General features: G+C 72.1%; 19 protein-coding genes and 1 pseudogene. 10 read left to right on the top strand and 10 right to left on the bottom strand.

What is annotated here, in order from left to right:
- Positions 1 to 218 precede the first annotated feature (218 nt).
- From metX to ASG04_RS14850, 3 genes are all read right to left on the bottom strand, one after another.
- Entirely contained in the window at positions 219 to 1418 is a 1200-nt protein-coding gene (gene metX / locus ASG04_RS14860; RefSeq protein ID WP_056125924.1) for a homoserine O-acetyltransferase MetX, read from the bottom strand.
- Positions 1419 to 1637: 219 nt separating this feature from the next.
- The gene (locus tag ASG04_RS14855; protein ID WP_056126137.1) at positions 1638 to 2969 is read right to left on the bottom strand and encodes a bifunctional o-acetylhomoserine/o-acetylserine sulfhydrylase; all 1332 of its coding nucleotides are present in this window, start codon (positions 2967 to 2969) and stop codon (positions 1638 to 1640) included.
- A 388-nt stretch (positions 2970 to 3357) separates the two neighbouring features.
- Positions 3358 to 4449, bottom strand: coding sequence for an acyltransferase family protein (locus ASG04_RS14850; RefSeq protein ID WP_056125923.1), 1092 nt, complete (start codon positions 4447 to 4449; stop codon positions 3358 to 3360).
- A 108-nt stretch (positions 4450 to 4557) separates the two neighbouring features.
- On the opposite strand from ASG04_RS14850, the gene ASG04_RS14845 reads away from it, so the two are divergent.
- The 5 genes from ASG04_RS14845 (at position 4558) to ASG04_RS14825 (ending at position 8102) form a co-directional block, all read left to right on the top strand.
- Positions 4558 to 5331, top strand: coding sequence for an SDR family oxidoreductase (locus ASG04_RS14845; protein ID WP_056125921.1), 774 nt, complete (start codon positions 4558 to 4560; stop codon positions 5329 to 5331).
- Between the two features lie 148 nt (positions 5332 to 5479).
- The gene (locus tag ASG04_RS14840; RefSeq protein WP_056126134.1) at positions 5480 to 5959 is read left to right on the top strand and encodes a phosphoribosyltransferase; all 480 of its coding nucleotides are present in this window, start codon (positions 5480 to 5482) and stop codon (positions 5957 to 5959) included.
- Complete coding sequence (locus ASG04_RS14835) at positions 5956 to 6669, top strand: Type 1 glutamine amidotransferase-like domain-containing protein (protein ID WP_056125919.1); 714 nt, start codon at positions 5956 to 5958, stop codon at positions 6667 to 6669. Before ASG04_RS14840 ends, ASG04_RS14835 begins: the two co-directional genes overlap by 4 nt.
- 6 nt (positions 6670 to 6675) lie before the next feature.
- Positions 6676 to 7362, top strand: a complete 687-nt coding sequence (locus ASG04_RS14830) for a uracil-DNA glycosylase (protein WP_056125917.1) — start codon at positions 6676 to 6678, stop codon at positions 7360 to 7362.
- Positions 7363 to 7484: 122 nt separating this feature from the next.
- The gene (locus ASG04_RS14825; protein ID WP_056125915.1) at positions 7485 to 8102 is read left to right on the top strand and encodes a GNAT family N-acetyltransferase; all 618 of its coding nucleotides are present in this window, start codon (positions 7485 to 7487) and stop codon (positions 8100 to 8102) included.
- A 90-nt stretch (positions 8103 to 8192) separates the two neighbouring features.
- Here the strand turns inward: ASG04_RS14825 and ASG04_RS14820 are convergent, their stop codons facing one another.
- The gene (locus ASG04_RS14820) at positions 8193 to 8906 is read right to left on the bottom strand and encodes a FadR/GntR family transcriptional regulator (RefSeq protein WP_056125914.1); all 714 of its coding nucleotides are present in this window, start codon (positions 8904 to 8906) and stop codon (positions 8193 to 8195) included.
- Positions 8907 to 9098: 192 nt separating this feature from the next.
- On the opposite strand from ASG04_RS14820, the gene ASG04_RS14815 reads away from it, so the two are divergent.
- Complete coding sequence (locus ASG04_RS14815; RefSeq protein ID WP_082518246.1) at positions 9099 to 10625, top strand: GntP family permease; 1527 nt, start codon at positions 9099 to 9101, stop codon at positions 10623 to 10625.
- An 11-nt stretch (positions 10626 to 10636) separates the two neighbouring features.
- The gene (locus ASG04_RS14810) at positions 10637 to 11158 is read left to right on the top strand and encodes a gluconokinase (protein WP_056125912.1); all 522 of its coding nucleotides are present in this window, start codon (positions 10637 to 10639) and stop codon (positions 11156 to 11158) included.
- Here ASG04_RS14810 and ASG04_RS14805 read toward each other — a convergent pair.
- The 3 genes from ASG04_RS14805 to ASG04_RS14795 all read right to left on the bottom strand — a co-directional run bounded on the left by ASG04_RS14805 (position 11151) and on the right by ASG04_RS14795 (position 14452).
- On the bottom strand, positions 11151 to 12062 hold the full coding sequence (locus tag ASG04_RS14805; RefSeq protein WP_056125910.1) for a L,D-transpeptidase: 912 nt from the start codon (positions 12060 to 12062) through the stop codon (positions 11151 to 11153). The genes ASG04_RS14810 and ASG04_RS14805 overlap by 8 nt on opposite strands.
- A gap of 452 nt (positions 12063 to 12514) precedes the next feature.
- The gene (locus tag ASG04_RS14800) at positions 12515 to 14179 is read right to left on the bottom strand and encodes an ABC-F family ATP-binding cassette domain-containing protein (RefSeq protein WP_056125907.1); all 1665 of its coding nucleotides are present in this window, start codon (positions 14177 to 14179) and stop codon (positions 12515 to 12517) included.
- An 87-nt stretch (positions 14180 to 14266) separates the two neighbouring features.
- The gene (locus ASG04_RS14795; RefSeq protein ID WP_056125905.1) at positions 14267 to 14452 is read right to left on the bottom strand and encodes a hypothetical protein; all 186 of its coding nucleotides are present in this window, start codon (positions 14450 to 14452) and stop codon (positions 14267 to 14269) included.
- An 81-nt stretch (positions 14453 to 14533) separates the two neighbouring features.
- On the opposite strand from ASG04_RS14795, the gene ASG04_RS14790 reads away from it, so the two are divergent.
- On the top strand, positions 14534 to 15103 hold the full coding sequence (locus tag ASG04_RS14790; protein ID WP_056125903.1) for a GrpB family protein: 570 nt from the start codon (positions 14534 to 14536) through the stop codon (positions 15101 to 15103).
- Positions 15104 to 15269: 166 nt separating this feature from the next.
- On the top strand, positions 15270 to 16517 hold the full coding sequence (locus ASG04_RS14785; protein ID WP_056125902.1) for a hypothetical protein: 1248 nt from the start codon (positions 15270 to 15272) through the stop codon (positions 16515 to 16517).
- Positions 16518 to 16541: 24 nt separating this feature from the next.
- Here ASG04_RS14785 and ASG04_RS14780 read toward each other — a convergent pair whose 3' ends face one another.
- A complete protein-coding gene (locus ASG04_RS14780; RefSeq protein WP_056125900.1) occupies positions 16542 to 17279 on the bottom strand; it encodes an SDR family NAD(P)-dependent oxidoreductase in 738 nt (245 codons plus the stop codon).
- Positions 17280 to 17337: 58 nt separating this feature from the next.
- On the opposite strand from ASG04_RS14780, the gene ASG04_RS17940 reads away from it, so the two are divergent.
- A complete protein-coding gene (locus tag ASG04_RS17940) occupies positions 17338 to 17769 on the top strand; it encodes a MarR family winged helix-turn-helix transcriptional regulator (protein ID WP_056125898.1) in 432 nt (143 codons plus the stop codon).
- Between the two features lie 256 nt (positions 17770 to 18025).
- On the opposite strand, the pseudogene ASG04_RS18115 reads toward ASG04_RS17940, so the two are convergent.
- Both ASG04_RS18115 and ASG04_RS14770 read right to left on the bottom strand, forming a co-directional pair.
- Positions 18026 to 18178: pseudogene (locus ASG04_RS18115) on the bottom strand (alpha/beta hydrolase); the annotation flags it as partial.
- Positions 18179 to 18222: 44 nt separating this feature from the next.
- On the bottom strand, positions 18223 to 18900 hold the full coding sequence (locus ASG04_RS14770; protein ID WP_056125896.1) for an IMPACT family protein: 678 nt from the start codon (positions 18898 to 18900) through the stop codon (positions 18223 to 18225).
- Positions 18901 to 18938 lie beyond the last annotated feature (38 nt).

The following is an 18938-nucleotide window of genomic DNA, read 5'->3' as shown; positions in this document are numbered from 1 at the left end:
AACGCGAGCCTCGGTCGGGACCGGGTACCGGCCATCATTCCACGGGGGACACCCGTTGGGGGGCGTTCGGCGCGCCCACACGTTGGGTTTGGCAACCAAGTTGTGATCGCAGGCGTGATGAGAACACCGGCTGCGCGATCTGGATGTATGGGGAGCGCACTCCGACGTCCAGCGGAGCAGCCCACGCAGGTGCACCGCGTCGCAGCGCGCTCCGACGCTCAGTCGAGCAGCCGGCGCAGGTGCGCCCCGACGGCGTCGTGCTCGATGAGGAACCCGTCGTGCCCGAACTCGCTCTCGATCACCGCTGCCCGGTCCCCGTCGATCGCCCCGGGCACGCCCGCCGCGATGCGGTGCTGGTCCTCGACCGGGAACAACCGGTCACTCGAGATCCCCACGACGAGCGTCGTCGCGGAGATCCGTGCGAGCGCCGCAGCGACCCCACCCCGACCGGCCCCGACGTCGTGCGAGTCCATCGCGTGCGTCAGAGCGACGTACGTGGACGCGTCGAAGCGCCGCGTGAACTTGTTGCCGTGGAAGTCGAGGTAGCTCTCCACCGAGAAGCGCCCGTCCTCGCCGAGCGGGGAGACGTCCGACTGCCACGAGCGGTCGAACCGCCCGTTGAGCTCGTCGGAAGCGCGGTAGGTCATCATCGCCATCCGCCGCGCCAGCGAGAGCCCGCGTGACGGACCGTCTCCGGCTTCGGCCTCGTAGTAGTCGCCGCCCGCGAAGCCCGGGTCCATCTGGATCGCCGCGCGCTGCAGCGAGTTCGCCGCGATCTGGTCGGCGGTCGTCTGCGCGGTGGTGCTCAGGACGGCGAGCCGGGCCACGCGGTCGGGCAGCGACGCGGCGAACTCGAGTGCGTGCATGCCGCCCATCGAGCCGCCGACGACGGCCGCGAACCGGTCGATGCCGAGCGCGTCGGCCAGCTGCGCCTGGGCGGCGACCTGGTCGCGCACGGTCACGAACGGGAAGCGCGATCCCCACTCGACGCCGTCCGGCGACACCGACGACGGCCCCGTCGAGCCCTGGCACCCGCCGAGCATGTTCGGCGCGACGACGAACCAGCGATCGGTGTCGATCGCCTTGCCCGCGCCGACCACGTCGTCCCACCACCCGGCGGTGCGGTGCCCGGGGCCGGCGTCGCCAGCCACGTGCGAGTCACCGGTGAGGGCGTGGAACACGAGCACGGCGTTGTCGTGGGCGTCGTTCAGGGTGCCCCAGGTCTCGTACGCGATCCGCACGCCCGGCAGCCGGCCGCCGCGGACCCACTGTTCGCCGAGTGCGACGAAGTGGCGTGCGCCGGGGTGGTCTCCCGGACGCCATGCCCCGGTGACCGGGGGCTTGCCGAGGGTGCCGAGTGCGGCGCCCGGCACCAGGGTGGACGGCACGGAGTCCTCGGGAGTCGTCTGCCAGTCCATGGTGCGTCCATTCTCGTGGACACCGGCCCGGCCGGGCGCCGTGTTACGTCGCGGTCCGACGGGAGGCCCGGCTCGGCTCCGCCCCGCACCGTGTGTCAGCGGACTGAACGACCCGGAACGACGATGCCGCTGTCGTACGACAGCGGCATCGTCGTTCCGGGTCTGCAGGCGCTCGGGTCTGCAGGCGCTCGGGTCTGCAGACGCTCGGGTCTGCAGGCGCTACGCGCGCAGACCCGCCTGCGACACGGCCCGCGCCGCGGCCAGCCCGACCTCGAGGTCCGCCTTGAGGTCCTCGACGTTCTCGATCCCGACCGACAGCCGCACCAGCCCCGGGGTCACTCCGGTCGTCAGCTGCTGCTCGGGCGTGAGCTGCGAGTGCGTGGTCGACGCCGGGTGGATCACGAGGGACCGCACGTCGCCGATGTTCGCCAGGTGCGAGAACAGCGTCAGGTTGTCCACGAGCGCCCGACCGGCGTCGACGCCGCCCTTGAGCTCGAACGACAGCACCGCGCCGACGCCCTTCGGCGCGTACCGCGAGGCCGCGCCGTACCAGGGCGAGGTCGGCAGCCCCGCGTACGCCACCGTCGCGACGTCGGGGTGCCGGTCGAGCCACTCGGCGATCTCCTGCGCGTTCTGCACGTGCCGCTCGATCCGGAGCGACAGGGTCTCGATGCCCTGCAGCAGCGCGAAGGCCGTGTCGGGGGAGTTCGACGCACCGAGGTCGCGGAGCAGCTGCACCCGCGCCTTGATGATGTACGCCAGCGCGTTGCCGACGGCCTCGGCGAAGACCACCCCGTGGTACGAGGGGTCCGGGGAGTTGAACTCGGGGAACTTCTCCGGGTGCTCGGACCACGGGAAGGTGCCGCCGTCGACGATGACGCCACCGATGACCGTGCCGTGTCCGCCGAGGAACTTCGTCGCCGAGTGCACCACGATGTCGGCGCCGTGCTCGAACGGTCGGATCAGGTACGGCGTCGCGATGGTGTTGTCCACGATCAGCGGCACGCCGGCCTCGTGGGCGATGCCCGCGACCGTCGTGATGTCGAGGACGTTGATCTTCGGGTTGCCGATGGTCTCGGCGAAGAACAGCTTCGTGTTCGGACGGACCGCGCGGCGCCACTCCTCGGGGTCGTCCTGGTCCTCGACGAAGGTCGTCTCGATGCCGAGGCGCGCCAGCGTGTACTTGAACAGGTTGTAGGTGCCGCCGTAGATCGACGACGAGGACACGATGTGGTCGCCCGCCTGAGCGATGTTCAGCACGGCGTAGGTCTCGGCAGCCTGTCCGCTCGCCACGAGCAGCGCGCCGGACCCGCCCTCGAGCGCCGCGATGCGCTGTTCGAGGACGTCGTTCGTCGGGTTCATGATGCGCGAGTAGATGTTGCCCGGCGTGGCCAGCGCGAACAGGTCACGCGCGTGGTCCGAGTCCCGGAAGACGTACGAGGTCGTCTTGTAGATCGGCGTCGCGCGGGCACCCGTGGTCGGGTCCGGCTGTGCACCGGCGTGGATCTGCGTCGTCTCGAAGCGCCACTGGGCGGCGTCGTTGTCGGTCATGTCGGGCTCCTGTTCCGTCTGCTGGCGTCCCGGCCGGGAGGCTCGGATCACGTGCGCGTCGCGGCTCACGGTACGGACGTGGTCGGGCCTGCACCAGCGCCCCCGACTCGTGACGTAACGCACGTGGCGGGGGCGGGCCGGGCCTCCCGTCCGGCGAGCCGATGCGTGGCGGACCCGCACCGTGCGAGGTTGCCCGGTGGTGCGCCCCTGGCCGGATGATGCGTGGTTGGTGCCCTGCACCGGGCGGTGAACCTCGCACGCAGGGTCAACCGCGCACCGTGCGGGTTCCGTGTTGGTGGCGGGTTGGCCGGCCGGTGCGTGGTTGGTGCCCTGCACGGGGCGGTGAACCTCGCACGCAGGGTCAACCGCGCACCCTGCGAGGTGCGGGCTACGCGGCGTCGCGGCGGAACAGCCAGCCGACGTTCGGCTCGAGCAACCACTTCATGCCGCGCCGGACGAACGGCTGCGCGAGGAACAGGCTCACCGCGCACGCGATCGCGACCATGAGGAGCACGAACGGCCAGGCCGAGTGCGGGCCCGCCAGCACGCCGGACTCGCGGATGGGGTAGAGCACGAACGTGTGGAGCAGGTAGACGTACATCGTCGCCGCGCCGAACTGCGTCAGCCAGACGTTCCGCCGGGGGACCAGCACCAGGAACGACGCCGTCAGCAGCGTCGCCAGGAGCATCAGCCCGAACCGGACGGCGCCGGCCCACCACGCGTCCTCGCCGAGGCCCGAGTACGAGTCGTCGTAGAAGAACCAGTGGTGCAGGTCGAACTCCTTGAACTGCGGGATCCACAGCACGCAGGACACCGCCCACGCCAGGAACACCACGCCGGCGGCGACCCGCACCCGGACGACCGTGCGACGGGAGGCCTCGTACCAGCGGTCGAACACGCCCCACTGCTTGACCTGCCACCCGAGCAGGAAGAACGGCAGCAGGCTGATCGCCCGCGAGAGCGACAGCGTGGAGTCGACGTTGTCGAAGTAGCCGACGCCGATGCTGAACACGACCGCCCAGAACAGCGGCCACCGCAGCTGCGCGAGGTACGGCAGGATCAGCCGGAAGATCCCGAGCGCGAGCAGGAACCACAGCGTCCACGTCGGCTGCGTCGGGTTGAACTTCTTGCCGCCCTCGACGATCCCCTGCACCACGGTCCAGATCGTCTGCATGATGATGTACGGCACGACGATGTCGGTGATCGTCCGCCGCATGCGCTTCGCCGTCGGGGTGTCCGCGGACGAGAAGTACCCGCTGATCACGCCGAACGCGGGCATGTGGAACGCGTAGATGAAGGTGTACAGCGCCAGGGCGTGCTCGCTCGCCGTCGTCTGGCGTTGGATCGCGTGGCCGATGACGACGAGCGTGACCGCCAGGAACCGCGCGGTGTCCCACATCGGGATCCGTCGGGGGGCCCGGCCCGGCTCGAGCACGGCGTCCGGAGCCGAGGGTGCCGGGGTCGCAGCGTCCGTCGTCATCGGCGGTCACGTTACCGGATCGTGACATGTCCCGTTCGGTACGGTGGTGCGGACATCCCCGTTGCGACCATCACCGACGTCGCCGGGCCGCAGCGCAGGAGGAACCACATGGCACGTCGCGTCGTCGTCACGGGAGCGAGCTCCGGCATCGGGGCGGCCACCGTCCGCTCGTTCCGCGCCCGGGGATGGGACGTGCTGGCCGTCGCCCGCCGTGCCGACCGGCTGGCGGCGCTCGCCGAGGAGACGGGGGTCGAGACCCTGGTGGTCGACGTCACCTCGGCGGACGACGTCGCGGCGCTCGCCGCCCACGTCGCGGCGACCGGAGGAGTGCACGCGCTGGTGAACAACGCGGGCGGTGCCCTCGGATCGGCCACGGTCGAGGAGTCCGACGTCGAGGACTGGCGCACGATGTTCGAGGTGAACGTCATCGGCACCAAGCGGGTGATCGCGGCACTGCTGCCCCACCTGCGGAACGGCGCCGTCGCGTCGGGGAGTGCCGACATCGTCACCGTCACGAGCACCGCCGGCTTCGTCTCCTACGAGAACGGCGGCGGCTACAACGCGGCGAAGGCCGCCGAGCACGCGCTGGTCGGAGCGCTCCGCCTGGAGCTCGCGGGGGAGCCGATCCGGGTCGTCGAGATCGCCCCGGGCCTGGTGAAGACGGACGAGTTCGCCCTGGTGCGCTTCGGCGGCGACGCGGCCAAGGCGGCCGCGGTCTACGACGGGGTCGAGGACCCGCTCAGCGCCGAGGACGTCGCCGAGGCCATCGTGCACAGCGTGGAACTGCCGCCGCACGTCAACCTCGACCTGGTCACGATCCGCCCGGTGGCCCAGGCGGCGCAGCACAAGCTGACCCGCGGCCCCTTGACCCCGAAGGCGTAGACGTCCCGGACCTCGGTACGGCACCGTCTCCGAGGGCCACGCGCCCAGGCGGCAACTGCAGGTCGCGGCACAGCATCCCTGCCGGTACCGTGGTCGGATGCCGATCAGCAGCGAACCCGCCGAGTCCCCGTCGCCAGCTGTCGTGACCATGACGAGCGGGCCCGAGGTGCTCGGCTGGCTCGAGTTCGGTGACGCGGCACGGCTGCTCGCGAAGGACGTCCTGTCCGCCGGGTTCGAGCCCGAGGTCGTGGTCGCCGTCGCCCGCGGAGGCCTGATCATCGCCGGGGCCGTCGCCTACGCGCTGGGCACCAAGGAGTGTGGCTCGATCAACGTCGAGTTCTACACCGACGTCGAGCAGCGCCTCGAGGAACCCGTCGTGCTCGCCCCCGCGCTCGACGCCCCGAGCCTGGCGGGCAAGCGGGTCCTGGTCGTCGACGACGTGTCCGACTCCGGCCGGACCCTCGCGCTCGTCGTCGACATCATCACCGGGGCCGGTGCCGACGTGCGCAGCGCCTGCCTGTACTCCAAGCCCGGCACCGTGCTCGAGCCCGATCACGTCTGGCGTCGCGTCGACGGCTGGATCACGTTCCCCTGGAGCGCCCTCGCACCGGTGACGGCCGAGTCGTGAGCATCCACCTGGTCGGTGGCGGGTCATTCGCCGACTCCGACGCCGCAGCACCCTTCCTCGCCGAGGCCACCGCACGCGCAGCCGCCGTCGGCCGCAGTGCGCCGCGCGTCGGCCTGCTCTCGGTCAGCGGTGTGGACGGCGCGACGCCGTCCTCGACGCCGGACATCGCCTCGGTGCTCGCCGAGACGGCGGACGTCCTCGTCACCGAGGTCGCACCGGGCCAGCCCTTCACCACGTCGGTGCTCAGCGACGTCGACGCCCTGGTGATCGGCGGTGGCCGCACGCCGGACTACCTCGACGCGATCGCCCCGCTCGTCGACCAGATCCGTCTGCTCGTCTCCGACGGCCTGCCCTACCTCGGCTACTCCGCCGGCGCGATGATCGCCGCCGACCGTGCCCTGGTCGGCGGCTGGCGGGTCGGCGGCGTCGAGGTCTGCCCCGAGGACGCGTCGGAAGGCCTCGACGAGGTGGAGCTCCGCGAGGGGCTCGGGCTCGTCGACCTGACGATCGACGTGCACGCGGTGCAAGCCGGCACGCTCGCCCGACTCGTGGCGAGCGCCGAGGCCGAGTTCGTGACCGCGGGACTGGCGATCGACGAGGACACCGTGCTCGTCGTGGGCGAGGGTGCGCTCGAGGTCCGGGGCTCCGGCAGCGTGTGGCGCGTGGTCGCCGGCGACGAGTCGGTCTCCGTCGCCACCATGGGCGCGTAGCACCCCGTGCAGCCGAAGCCGCTCGCCGACCTCGTCGACCCCGGGTGGGCCGAGGCACTCGCCCCGGTCGAGGACGACGTCCACCGGCTCGGGGAGTGGCTCCGCGAGGAGACCGCCGCCGGACGCCCGTACCTCCCCGCCGGCGCCGCCGTGCTCCGCGCGTTCACGTACCCCTTCGACCAGGTCAAGGTGCTCGTCATCGGCCAGGACCCGTACCCGACGCCCGGCCACCCGATCGGCCTGTCGTTCGCGGTCGACCCCGGGGTCCGGCCCGTCCCGCGCAGCCTCGCGAACATCTACCGCGAGCTCCACGACGATCTCGGGGTGACCCCGCCCGCACACGGCGACCTGCGGACCTGGTCGTCCCGCGGGGTGATGCTGCTGAACCGGGTGCTCACCGTCACGCCGCGTGACGCCGGCAGCCACCGCGGCAAGGGCTGGGAGCGGGTCACCGAGCAGGCCGTCCGGGCGCTCGTGGCACGTGAGCAGCCGCTCGTCGCCGTGCTCTGGGGAGCGCAGGCGAAGTCGGTGGAGCCGTTCCTCGGGGACACCCCGTTGGTCGCCTCGGCGCACCCGAGTCCGCTCAGCGCCTCCCGCGGGTTCTTCGGCAGCCGGCCGTTCTCGCGGGTCAACGAACTCCTCGTGGCGCAGGGCGCCGAGCCGGTCGACTGGTCGCTCCCGACCCAGCCGTGACGGGCCGTGGACCGCACGACGGTCCGGACGGGAGGCCCGTGGCGGGCCCGCACCGCGCCTCCCGGCCGGTGGTCGGCGTGGACCGGAGCCCGGAACCGGGCGCACACCCGTAGGCTCGGTGCGTGCTCGAGGAGGAATACCGCCAGCGTCGGATCTTGCCGCGCCACCTGCGGCCGCCCGCGCCGACCGAGACCGCCTTCACGTGGTCGATCCGCTCCGCCGAGGCCGCCGACCTGCCCGACATCCGCGAGGTCCACGCCCACTACGTGCGGAACTCGTCGGTGACGTTCGACGGCGCGGTCCTGTCGTTCGCCGCGTGGAAGAAGCGCTTCGAGGAGATCCGTCGTCGCCAGCTGCCGTTCCTGGTCGCGGTCAACCCGGCCGGCCAGCTGCTCGGGTACGCCCTGGTCGACCCGTGGAACCCACGTGACCGGTCGAACCACGTCGTCGAGAACTCGATCTACCTCGGACCGACGGCCGGCGGCAAGGGGCTCGGCCGCGCGCTGATGGAGGCGCTGCTCGACGCCTGCCGTGCCGCAGGCGTGCGCGAGGTCGTCGCGGTGATCGCCGACCGCTCCGCCGACGCCTCGATCCGGTTGCACGAGCGGCTCGGCTTCGAGGAGATCGGCCGGATGGGCAAGGTCGGCTACAAGTACGACCGCTGGCTGGGCACCGTGACGATGCGGCTGCGACTCAAGGGCGGTCGGACGCGGCGCGGTCGCGAGCGCGAGCGGCGCTGATCCGCGCGTGGCGAGTCGAAACGCGCGTGGTGGGTCCGGAATTCCGACCGGCAACGCGCGATTCGACCACCTCCGCGCGGTCCGACCCCGCTACCGCGCCGGATCCGCCGGCGCCTCGGCGATGAACTCGTCCCGCGTGACCGACAGCAGCGCGGTCGCCGCCGACCCGGCCGCCGCGGCGTCCCCGGCCGCCACCGCACGCGCGACGGCCTCGTGTCGTGCTGCGGCGGCGTCGGTCCACCGGGTGATCGTGTCCCGCGACTCGCCCGTGCGGGTGCGGAGCAGTGCCTCGACCGTGCCGGCGAAGTGCCCGAACACCGTGTTGCCCGAGCCCACCAGCAGCGCCCGGTGGAAGCGCACGTCGGCCTCGAGGTACGCGCGCCCGTCGCGCCGTGCGGCCGCGTCGACCATCTCGAGCGCCGCGTCCAGCACGGCCCCGGTCACCGCGACGCCGCGTGCGGCGGTCAGCCCGGCGGCGACGGGCTCGATGCCGAGTCGGAGTTCGAGCAGCTCCCGCTGCTGCGCGAAGTAGGTCGCGGGTCCGCCGCGCCAGCGGATCACGGCGGGGGAGAGGAGCTCCCACGCGGTCGTGGGCAGCACCTGGGTCCCGACGCGCTGTCGCGGCTCGACGAGCCCGAGGGACTGCAGGACGCGGAGGGCCTCGCGCACGACGGACCGGGACACGCCGAACTCCGCCGCGACGTCCTCGGGACGCAGGACCGTGCCGGGCGGGACGTCGCTGGACACGATGCGTTCGCCGAGCGTGTCGAGCACGTGCGCGTGCAGGCCCCGGGGCGTGGTCATCGTTCCTCCGTGCAGCATCGATCGATCGTCGCCGTGACGCGTCGTCCGTCACAGCGGCAGACTGCCGTGACGGGCGGGCTGTGCGCGGCGCACCGCCGTGTAGTCTGATTAATCAGATTATTGCGGAGTTGCTCGGACACCGCACACGACCGTGACGGGACCGCGGAGCAGCGGTCCCAGGAAGGGGCACCGATGCCTCATCTCCCGACCGCCGGCGGCGCACTGCTCGCCGCGGGGACCGAGACCGTCAAGGCCGCCGGTCCCGTCCCACAGCTCGTGATCGCCGCGCTGATCGGCGTGGTCGTCATCATCGTGCTGATCACCTGGCTGAAGATCCACCCCTTCGTCGCGCTCACGATCGGCGCACTCGGGGTCGGCATCGGTGCGGGACTCGCGCCGGAGAAGGCCGTCACGAGCTTCGGGGACGGCTTCGGCGCCACGATGACGAGCGTCGGCATCCTGGTCGGGCTCGGGTCGATGTTCGGCAAGATGCTCGTCGACTCCGGGGCCGCCGACCGCGTGGTCGACACCCTGGTGCGCCGGTCCTCGCCTGCGGCACTGCCGTGGACGATGGCCCTCATCGGCGCACTCATCGGTCTGCCGATGTTCTTCGAGGTGGGCCTGGTTCTGCTCATCCCGATCATCGTCCTGGTCGCGAAGCGCAGCGACGTCCCGATCATGAAGATCGCGGTGCCGGCACTGGTCGGCCTGTCCACCATGCACGCCTTCGTCCCGCCACACCCCGGCCCGCTCGTCGCGATCGCCACGGTGGGCGCGAACCTCGGCACGACCCTGGCGTTCGGCATCGTGCTGGCGATCCCCGTGATCATCCTGGCCGGACCGGTGTTCGCCCGCTTCGCGGCCCGCTGGGTCGACATCCCCGCGCCCGACCTGTTCGGTGCACGCGGGTCGGCGGGGGACACCGGGTCCGGTCCCAGGGACCCTGCACACGAGGGCCGGGAGGCTCGGCGCGGCCCCGCCACCCAGGACACCGCGTCCCTGCCGAACGGCAAGAGCGACTTCACCCGCGTGATCAGCGAACCGCGCAGCCCGTCCTTCACCGTCGCGCTCGTCGGCATCCTGCTGCCGGTCGTGCTCATGCTGGCCCAGGCGATCCGCGAGGCCACCGTGCCCGACGCCTCCGGCACCTGGGTCGGCCTGCTCGACTTCCTCGGCACCCCGATGATCGCGATCGGCATCGCGGCGCTCTACGCCATCGTGTTCTTCGCGATCGGAGGCGGCATGGACCGTTCCGCCGTCGCCAAGTCCCTCGAGAGCGCGCTGCCACCGGTCGCCGGGGTGCTGCTCATCGTCGGCGCGGGTGGTGGGTTCAAGCAGGTGCTCATCGACACCGGGATCGGCGGGGTCATCGCCGACGCGGTCAAGGACTCCGGCGTCTCCGTCCTGCTCGTCGCCTGGGTCGTCTCGGCCCTGGTCCGCGTGGCCACCGGTTCTGCAACGGTCGCGACCGTCACGGCGGCCGGGATCATGGCGCCGATCGCGCACGACCTGTCGTCACCCGTCGTGTCACTCCTGGTGCTCGCGATCGGAGCGGGCTCGGTGTTCCTGTCACACGTCAACGACGCCGGGTTCTGGCTGGTGAAGGGCTACCTGAACACCACCGTCGGTCAGACCTTCAAGACCTGGACGGTGTTGGAGTGCCTGATCTCCGTCCTCGGGCTGCTCGGCGTCCTGCTCGCCGGGGTGTTCATCCGATGAACACCGATCCGATGAGCGACCTCGACGCACGAGTCCTGGTCGTGATGGGCGTCTCCGGGTCGGGCAAGTCCACCGTCGCCGCGATGATCGCCGACCGCCTGGGCTGGGACTTCGCCGAGGGCGACGCCGTGCACCCGCCCGCGAACGTCGCGAAGATGCAGGCGGGGACCCCGCTCGACGACGAGGACCGCTGGCCGTGGCTCGACGTGGTCGCCGCGTGGATCCGCGACCACCTGTCATCCGGCACGCACGGTGTCGTGACCTGTTCCGCGCTGAAGCGTTCCTACCGCGACGTGCTCCGTGCGCCCGGAGTGGTGTTCGTGCACGTGGCCGGCGACGGCACCCTGATCGGGGACCGGATGGCCGCGCGCTCCGGCCACTTCATGCCGACCGCCCTGCTCGCGTCGCAGCTGGCGACCCTCGAGCTGCCGCAGCCGGACGAGGCGCACATCACCGTCGCTGCGGACCGCACGCCGCAGGAGGAGTGCGACGAGGTCATCGAGCGCCTCGGGCTCGCACCGACCGTCAGGTGAACTGGATCGCGGTGCCGACCGGCAGCTGCGCGAGCGTCTTCGTCATCGCGGCCGAGATGCGGACGCAGCCGTGGGAGCTGCCCGTCGGGTCCGGGTAGAAGTGCAGCGCCGTCAGGGCCGCGTTCCCACCGTACGACGGGATGCGGGACGAGTGCGCCCCGGTCAGGATGATCGGGTTGCCCTGCGTGTACGTCACGCGAGTGTCGACGTATGCCGCTTCGACGTACGTCGAGGTCGCCGTCGGCGTCGGGTCGTCGGGCGTCCCGAGTCGTGCTGCCTCGGTCGCCGACACGGAGCCGTCCTTCCCGACGACCGAGACCGTGCCGGCTGCGACGTCGACGCGGATCATCCGGTCGGTCCCGGTGACGGTGAAGTCCGCGGCCCGGGCCCACGCGAACGTGGCACTCGGCGCCTGGGGATCGCCGCCGTCGCCCGGCGTCCGGTTCCGCGCCGGGGTGGAGACGAGCAGCATCCCCCCGTCCGCGCCGGCGGACCGACCCCACACGGCCGTCGCAGCCGGCGTGTCGATCGTGGACACCGTCGTCGACAGCGTCGCGACCGGGGTGGCGTCGGCAGCGGGGCTGGCGTACAGCGCGACGAGCGGGGCCGTCGGCGTGGCGATCTCCCACGTGGTCTCGGGGTGCACTGTGGTGCCGTCGAGCAGCTGCGGGATGACCCCGTCGTGGTACGCCAACGGCAGCGCGGCGAGCTCGGCCGACGACGGGGCTGAGGGGACGGCGGCGAGTGTCGGTGTCGGCGTCGGTGTCGGTCGCGGGGTCGCCGAGCGTGTGGGCGCAGCGGCAGTCTCGGTGGGGCCGCTCGCGGTGCCGGCCACGACGGCGACGACGATCCCGACCGCGACGACCCCCGCCGCTCCGGCCGCGATCCAGGTGGTGCGCCGCATGTGGACCCCTCTCCGGGTCCAGTCCACCAGATCGGGGCCGTCCGTGCACGTCGCAGCGCGGCCGGCCGGGCCGGCGGAGGCCGATGGGACCCCTTCGGGTCAGGGTCCCACCGGCCCGCGGGCGTGCCGTCGCCGCAGCGTCGGCTCGCCCTGCCGCGCGGGAGCCGTACCGGGACGCGCCGTTGCGCCCGGGGTCCCGCGGCCGTGGTCGTCCGTCCACAGGACGGCCCGTCCGCGTCGCGGCATGATCACCGGAGGCTGCGGAACGGACACGGGGTGCTCCCTGCTGGCGCGGACGACGAGATCGATCCGGCGGCCGAGGTCCAGGGTCACTTGCCGCGAAGAGTACGCCCGACCGCGCTCGCGCACCAGGGGGGTGGCGGCGGTCGTCGGGACCGGGAACGGACGGGAGGCCCGGTGCGGGCCCGCACCGGGCCTCCTGTCCGGTGGTCCTACCGTTCCGTGACGCGGCCCGCCTGCACCAGCCACTGGCGGTCCAGGCGGACCGTCTCGAGCATCCGACGGTCGTGCGTGACGAGCAGGAGGGTGCCGTCGTAGGACTCCAGCGCCTGTTCGAGTTGCTCGATGGCGGCCAGGTCGAGGTGGTTGGTCGGCTCGTCGAGGACCAGGACGTTCACGCCCCGGGCCTGCAGGAGCGCCAGCCCGGCACGGGTGCGTTCCCCGGGGGAGAGCTCGCCGGACGCACGGCCGACGTGGTCCGCCCTGAGGCCGAACTTGGCCAGCAGCGTGCGGACCTCGGCGGTGGCCATCTCCGGCACCAGCGACTCGAACACCGCGGCGAGGGGCTCGGTGCCGACGAAGCGGCCGCGGGCCTGGTCGATCTCGCCCACGGCGACGCTGGACCCCGTGCTCGCGGTGCCGGTCGTCGGCGCCTGGGTGCCGAGCAGCGCGCGGAGCAGGGTGGACTTGCCCGCGCCGTTCGGCCCCGTGATGCCGATGCGGTCGCCGCCGTCGACCTGCAGCGACACCGGGCCGAGCGTGAAGTCGCCCTGGGTGAAGGTCGCGTCGGACAGGGTGGCGACGACGGAAGAGGACCGCGGGGCCTGCCCGATCGTGAACTCGAGCTGCCACTCCTTGCGCGGTTCGTCGACCTCGTCCAGTCGGGCGATGCGCGACTCCATCTGCCGGACCTTCTGGGCCTGCTTCTCACTCGACTCGGACGCGGCCTTGCGGCGGATCTTGTCGTTGTCCGGCGCCTTCTTCATGGCGTTCCGGACACCCTGGCTCGACCACTCCCGCTGCGTGCGCGCCCGGGACACCAGGTCGGCCTTCGTCGCCGCGAACTCGTCGTACGCGTCCCGCTTGTGCTGCCGGGCGATCTCGCGCTCCTCGAGGTACGCGTCGTACCCGCCGCCGAACAGCCGGTTCGACGACTGCGCCAGGTCGAGCTCGAGCACCGCGGTGACCGACCGGGCGAGGAACTCGCGGTCGTGGCTGACCAGCACCACGCCACCGCGCAACCCGTGCACGAACGTCTCGAGACGGGCCAGGCCGTCCAGGTCGAGGTCGTTCGTGGGCTCGTCGAGCAGCACGACGTCGAACCGCGAGAGCAGCAGCGCCGCCAGGCCCACCCGCGCCGCCTGCCCCCCGGACAGCGACGTCATGAGCGACTCGGCGGTCACCGAGCCCTCGGCGCTCCCGAGCGTCAGCCCGAGGTCGGCGAGCACCGCCGGGGCGCGTTCGTCGAGGTCGGCTGCCCCCGAGGCCAGCCACCGGTCGAGCGCCACGGAGTACCGGTCACCGGCGTCGTCGCCCACGTCCGGGTCACCGAGTGCCGCGGCCGCGGTGTCCATCTCGGCCGTCGCCGCCGCGCAGCCCGTGCGACGCGCGAGGTAATCGGACACCGTCTCGCCTGCGACCCGCTCGTGTTCCTGGGGCAGCCACCCGACGAAGGCATCTGCCGGGGCCAGCGAGACCGTGCCGGCGAGGGGTTCGTCCACGCCCGCGAGCAGTCGGAGCAGCGTGGACTTGCCGGCGCCGTTCACCCCGACGACGCCGATCACGTCGCCGGGCGCGACGGTCAGGTCGAGGGAGTCGAACAGTGTGCGTGCGGCGTAGCCGCCGGCGAGGCCCTTGGCGACGAGCGTGGCGGTCATGGGTCCATCGTCCCATCCGTCGAGGGACTTCGTGCCCGGAACGGGCTCACGCCCCGGATGCATCTCCGGGGCGTGAGCCTGACGTGTCTAGTGCTCGTCGTAGTGGTCGCCGTGGCGTGCGTGCTTGTGGCCGTCGTGCACGTAGTCGACGTGGTCGCCGTGCTGCACGGTCTCGTGCTCGTCGCCGTCGGCGCCGTGCTCGTGTTCCTGCACGTCGTGCTCGGCGACGCGGTGGTCGTCCTCGGGGGTGGGGGTGTCGGTGGTGTCGGACATTGTCATCCTTTCTGAGAGTGGTTCTCACCAAGGATAGAGTCCCGCGGGAGCGTTGTCCGGGCGTGACGCTACCGTCGGGGTGTGGGGAACGTCGAGGTCGTCGAGTACCGGTCGCTGTGGCGCGTCCGGTTCGCGGAGCTCAGGGACGCGTACGCAGCGGCGCTCGAGGCCTCGGGTGTCGTGGTGCGCGGGATCGAGCACGTCGGCAGCACCGCGGTCCCGGGACTCGCGGCGAAACCGATGATCGACGTGGACGTCGTCGTCGCGGCTGCCGACGTCGCTGCGGCGGTCCGAGCGCTGGCGTCGATCGGGTTCCGGGTGTCTGCCGGGGGAGACGTCCCCGGACGCGTCGCCTTCGTGACGCCCGAGCGCTTCCGGCCGAGCAACACGTACGTCGTGGTCGCCGGATCGCTCGCACTGCGCAACCACCTGGCCGTCCGGGACACCCTGCGGGCCGACGACGCGCTCCGCGACGAGTACGCAGCGGTCAAACGGGACGCCGCCGCTCGGGCGTCGGATCTCGACGAATACCGCGCGATGAAGGACGCCGTGCTCGGTCGGATCCTGCGGCGGGCCGGGCTCTCCGCGGAGGACCTCGCCGGGATCACCGCCGCGAACCGTGCGATCGCGGATCGGGGTGCGCTCGGCTGACGGTCTCGGGTCCCGGCTGTGCGGCCGGCCGGCCGTCCGTGTGTGCTTGCTTGTGCTAGTCCGTGCCGGGCATGATGAAGGTGTACCGCGGTGTCGCGGGGATCGTCGAAGCCCAGGCCGACTTGTCTGCCGATCGGTCCCGGGCGTCGCGTCGGAGGCATCGCCCATGGCGACTGCGCGCACCCTCATCTCCTCGGCATCCAAGCCGTTCCGGTCGGCCACCGCCCGGTACCGCGACGTCCTCGGTCGACCCGGTGCACGGGCGTTCTTCATCCCAGCCGGCCTGGCTCGCCTCGGCGTGGCGATGACAGGACTCGGACTGCTGTTCTCGGTCCAGAACGCGACGGGGTCGTTCGCAGCTGCGGGCACGGCGACTGCCACGTTCGCGATCGCGGAGGCCGTGGCCGGTCCACAGGTCGCGCGCCTCGTCGACCGGTGGGGCCAGGCGGTCACGGTCCCGGTGGTCGTCCTCGTCCACGCCGCGGCGATCGCCGCGGCGATCTCCTTCGCCGGGATCGCGCCGATCAGCGTCACCCTGGCTGCGGTCGTCGTCGCGGGAGGAGCGATGCCGCAACCGGGCGCACTGGCAGCGGCCCGGTGGTCGGCGCTCGTCACGGAACCGGCGGCACTCCGCACTGCCTTCTCGCTCGAAGCGAGCGTCAACGACGTCGTCTTCCTGTCCGGTCCCGTGCTCGTCACCCTCGCGAGCACAACCCTCGTCCCGTGGGCGGGTTCGGTCGCGGCGGTCACGCTCGTCAGCGCCGGCTGTGCGGCGCTCGCGCTGCACCGCAGCACCGGTCCGCCTGCGCGCCCGGCACGAGGGCGGGCCGCGGGCCGCACGCGGAGTTCACTCCGTGCCCCACGGTTCCTGGCGGTGCTCGGGGTGAACCTCGGACTGGGATGCTTCTTCGGGGCGGTCCCACTGCTCGTGACGGCGACTGCGACGGCCGGAGGGGTGCGTCCGCTCACCGGACTCATGCTCGCGCTCTCCAGCGCCGCGAGCATGGTCGCCGGGCTCGGCCACGGCGCGCTCCGGACCACGCCGCGGCCGACGACCGTCCAGCTGCTCGCGACGATCGTGCTCTCCGTGGGCGTGCTCGTCGGTGTCGTCTGGCCCACACTCCTCGGCCTCTCGGTGATGCTGGTCGTCGGTGGGAGCGCCGTCGCACCGCTGCTCGCCTCGTCCTCGCAGATCGTCCAGGCGACGGTCGTCCCGTCGGAGCGCACCCAGGCCTTCACCTGGATCAACTCGGCTTCCGCGTCCGGGATCGCGCTGGGTGCAGCACTCACCGGGACGGTGGTGGCGACCAGTGGGACGCAGGCGGCCACGACGCTGGTCCTGGTCCTCGTCCTGACAGCAGTCGCAGCCGCGGTCCTGGCCGCTCGACGGAACGGGGCATGGGAACAGCCCTGAGCGCGTCGACCGGACACGGGCGGGTCACCAGGCGAGTTGCCGGTCGTCCTCGATGACCATGCCGGTGGGGCCGTCAGCGGGCAGGGTGGCGAGGCGGACAGCGACAGCAGCCCCTTCGTCGGGGGTCCTCGTTCCGCGGAAGTCGTTGAAGTCGGTGGCGACGTGCCCAGGGGCTGCGCCGTTGACCTTCAGTGCCGTGTCGGCGAACTCGCGGGCGTAGTGGACCGTCAGCGCGTTGAGGGCCGTCTTCGAGCTGGAGTACGCCATCGACGGCTGCCCGACCCAGGCGCCCGCTTCGCCGATGGAACCACGCTTGCTCGTGACGTTCACCACGCGCGGTGCGTCGGCTTCCATCAGCAGCGGAAGGAACGCGTTCATCATCCGCACGACCGCGAACACGTTGACCTCGTACACGTTCCTGATGTCGTCGACCGTCTCCTCGGTGGGCTTCGGGAGGTGGTCCATCGGGTGGAAGGTGAGGGTGTTCACGCCGGCGTTGTTGACCAGCACGTCGAGGTGTCCGAACTCGGCCGAAACCTGCGCGGCGAGTGCGTCCACCTGGTCCTGCCGGGTCACGTCCAGCGCGACGGGCCGGACGTCACCGTCGAGCGTCCCTGCGGCTTCCTGCACGGCGACGGTGCTCCTCGAACCGAGGAGCACGGTGAACCCGGCGAGCGCGAGCTGACGCACGATGGCGAAGCCGATGCCCTTGTTGCCGCCGGTGACGAGTGCGATCTTCCTGGTGTGGCTGTGTGTTGTCATGTCAACAGCATGCGCCGGCTACGTTGACGTGTCAACACCACTGCCCTATGTTCGGAGGATGACCGCACCGCTGACCGCGCACGAACAGCGCCTCTGGCATGCGTGGAAGACCGCTGCGGAACAGGTCCGGCAGCGCGTGGCTGACGACGTCAAGGCCGGCTCGGGGCTGTCCGACCAGGACTTCGGGATCGTGACTCGCCTGGTCGAGCTCGGGGACGGCGAACTCCGCCAGAACGACCTCGGCGCCCTGTTGCAGTGGGACCGCACGCGGCTCTCCCACCAGCTCACACGGATGGAGAAGCGCGGCCTCCTGAGTCGTCGATCCGTCGAGGGTGGCGTCCTCGTCCGTGTCACGGACGAGGGGGCAGACCTCGTTCGCGTCGCTCGTCCGATCCACGCCGCCGCAGTTCGCGAGCACCTCCTGAGCCGCACCGACGGCATCGAACACGCGTCCCTGCTCCACGTGCTCGAACAGCTCGCGCTCGACTGACCACGCGCTGCATCAGGACCGGGCGCAGGTCGGGCTTGGCATCGGTGATCGGCGGCCGGTCGGAAGACCGGGCCCTGGCGACCCCAGCCGCGATGCACGCCCCGGCACTGGCGCCGCCGACCACCACGCCCCGCGGTGCGTCGACGACGACGGACCGGTACACGGCGAGCACCTCGTCGTGGGCGGCGGGGGCAGCCAGGCGTGCCCGGGGACCGCGCCGACCGATCCACGCCAGGCCGGGCAGTGGACCGAGCCGGTAGTCGACGGCCACGACCGGGATGCCCCGCTCGGCCGCGGCGCGGGCGACCGCGTCCGACTCGGGTTGGTCGAGGCCGCAGCGGAAGAAGCCGCCGCCGTGCAGCCACAGCAGCGTCGGGGCGGTCGGGACGCTGGCCTCGTACCGGCGCACCGGTACCGGACCGTGCGGACCGTTCACGAAGTCGCCAGCCACTGTCACGTTCCCGAGGACCCCGCGGGGAACTGCCCGGCCGGCACGTCCACGATGCGCTCGGCGCCCTCCACGGGATCGAGCACGCCTCCTGACGCCGCGGCCAGGTCGGCGCGCAGCACGGCGACGTCGGCGTGCGGCACGGACACGGAGAACGTCGCCTCGGTGCCGTAGGACGTCGCACCGAGGACCGCCCGGTGCCGCACGACCCAGTCCCGCAGGACGTTGTCGATGCGACCGGCGTCGGCGTGCGGGACGTCCACCGACACGTCGATCAGGGCCTCGCGGTGCAGGACCGTCGCCCGGTCGAGCGCCTCGGACACCGACGTCGAGTAGGCGCGGACCAGGCCACCGGCACCGAGCTTCACGCCGCCGAACCAGCGCGTGACGACCGCGACGACGTCGGTCAGTTCGCGCCGGCGCAGGACCTCGAGCATCGGGACGCCGGCGGTCCCGGAAGGCTCCCCGTCGTCGGAGGACCGCGCCTGGTCGCCGAGGACCCCGGTCACCATCGCCGAACAATGGTGCCGCGCGTCCCACGCCCGCTTGCGGATGTCCGTGATCACCCGGTCAGCCTCGGCTGGGTCCGACGCGGGCACCACGTGCGTGAGGAACCGCGACCGGGTGATGACGATCTCGTGTTCGACGGCTGCCGCGATCGTGGACGGGTAGCGGCGGGCCATCCGACGAGCGTACCGAGGGGCGGCGCGCCTAGGCTCGG

The organism is Curtobacterium sp. Leaf183 (genome assembly GCF_001424385.1).
In the GTDB taxonomy this organism is placed as follows: Bacteria; Actinomycetota; Actinomycetes; order Actinomycetales; family Microbacteriaceae; genus Curtobacterium.
The sequence above is the reverse complement of the archived record's forward strand: the minus strand, read 5'-3'. Positions and strand labels throughout refer to the sequence as shown.

Bases quoted from the DNA above. Each gene is read 5' to 3' on its own strand.
- ASG04_RS14810 (WP_056125912.1), top strand. From the start codon at position 10,637: ATGAGCGACCTCGACGCACGAGTCCTGGTCGTGATGGGCGTCTCCGGG.
- ASG04_RS14850 (WP_056125923.1), bottom strand. From the start codon at position 4,449: ATGACGACGGACGCTGCGACCCCGGCACCCTCGGCTCCGGACGCCGTG.
- ASG04_RS14805 (WP_056125910.1), bottom strand. From the start codon at position 12,062: ATGCGGCGCACCACCTGGATCGCGGCCGGAGCGGCGGGGGTCGTCGCG.
- ASG04_RS14770 (WP_056125896.1), bottom strand. From the start codon at position 18,900: ATGGCCCGCCGCTACCCGTCCACGATCGCGGCAGCCGTCGAACACGAG.
- ASG04_RS14795 (WP_056125905.1), bottom strand. From the start codon at position 14,452: ATGTCCGACACCACCGACACCCCCACCCCCGAGGACGACCACCGCGTC.
- ASG04_RS14820 (WP_056125914.1), bottom strand. From the start codon at position 8,906: ATGACCACGCCCCGGGGCCTGCACGCGCACGTGCTCGACACGCTCGGC.
- ASG04_RS17940 (WP_056125898.1), top strand. From the start codon at position 17,338: ATGACCGCACCGCTGACCGCGCACGAACAGCGCCTCTGGCATGCGTGG.
- ASG04_RS14800 (WP_056125907.1), bottom strand. From the start codon at position 14,179: ATGACCGCCACGCTCGTCGCCAAGGGCCTCGCCGGCGGCTACGCCGCA.
- ASG04_RS14845 (WP_056125921.1), top strand. From the start codon at position 4,558: ATGGCACGTCGCGTCGTCGTCACGGGAGCGAGCTCCGGCATCGGGGCG.
- ASG04_RS14785 (WP_056125902.1), top strand. From the start codon at position 15,270: ATGGCGACTGCGCGCACCCTCATCTCCTCGGCATCCAAGCCGTTCCGG.
- ASG04_RS14780 (WP_056125900.1), bottom strand. From the start codon at position 17,279: ATGACAACACACAGCCACACCAGGAAGATCGCACTCGTCACCGGCGGC.
- ASG04_RS14815 (WP_082518246.1), top strand. From the start codon at position 9,099: ATGCCTCATCTCCCGACCGCCGGCGGCGCACTGCTCGCCGCGGGGACC.
- ASG04_RS14840 (WP_056126134.1), top strand. From the start codon at position 5,480: ATGACGAGCGGGCCCGAGGTGCTCGGCTGGCTCGAGTTCGGTGACGCG.
- metX (WP_056125924.1), bottom strand. From the start codon at position 1,418: ATGGACTGGCAGACGACTCCCGAGGACTCCGTGCCGTCCACCCTGGTG.
- ASG04_RS14855 (WP_056126137.1), bottom strand. From the start codon at position 2,969: ATGACCGACAACGACGCCGCCCAGTGGCGCTTCGAGACGACGCAGATC.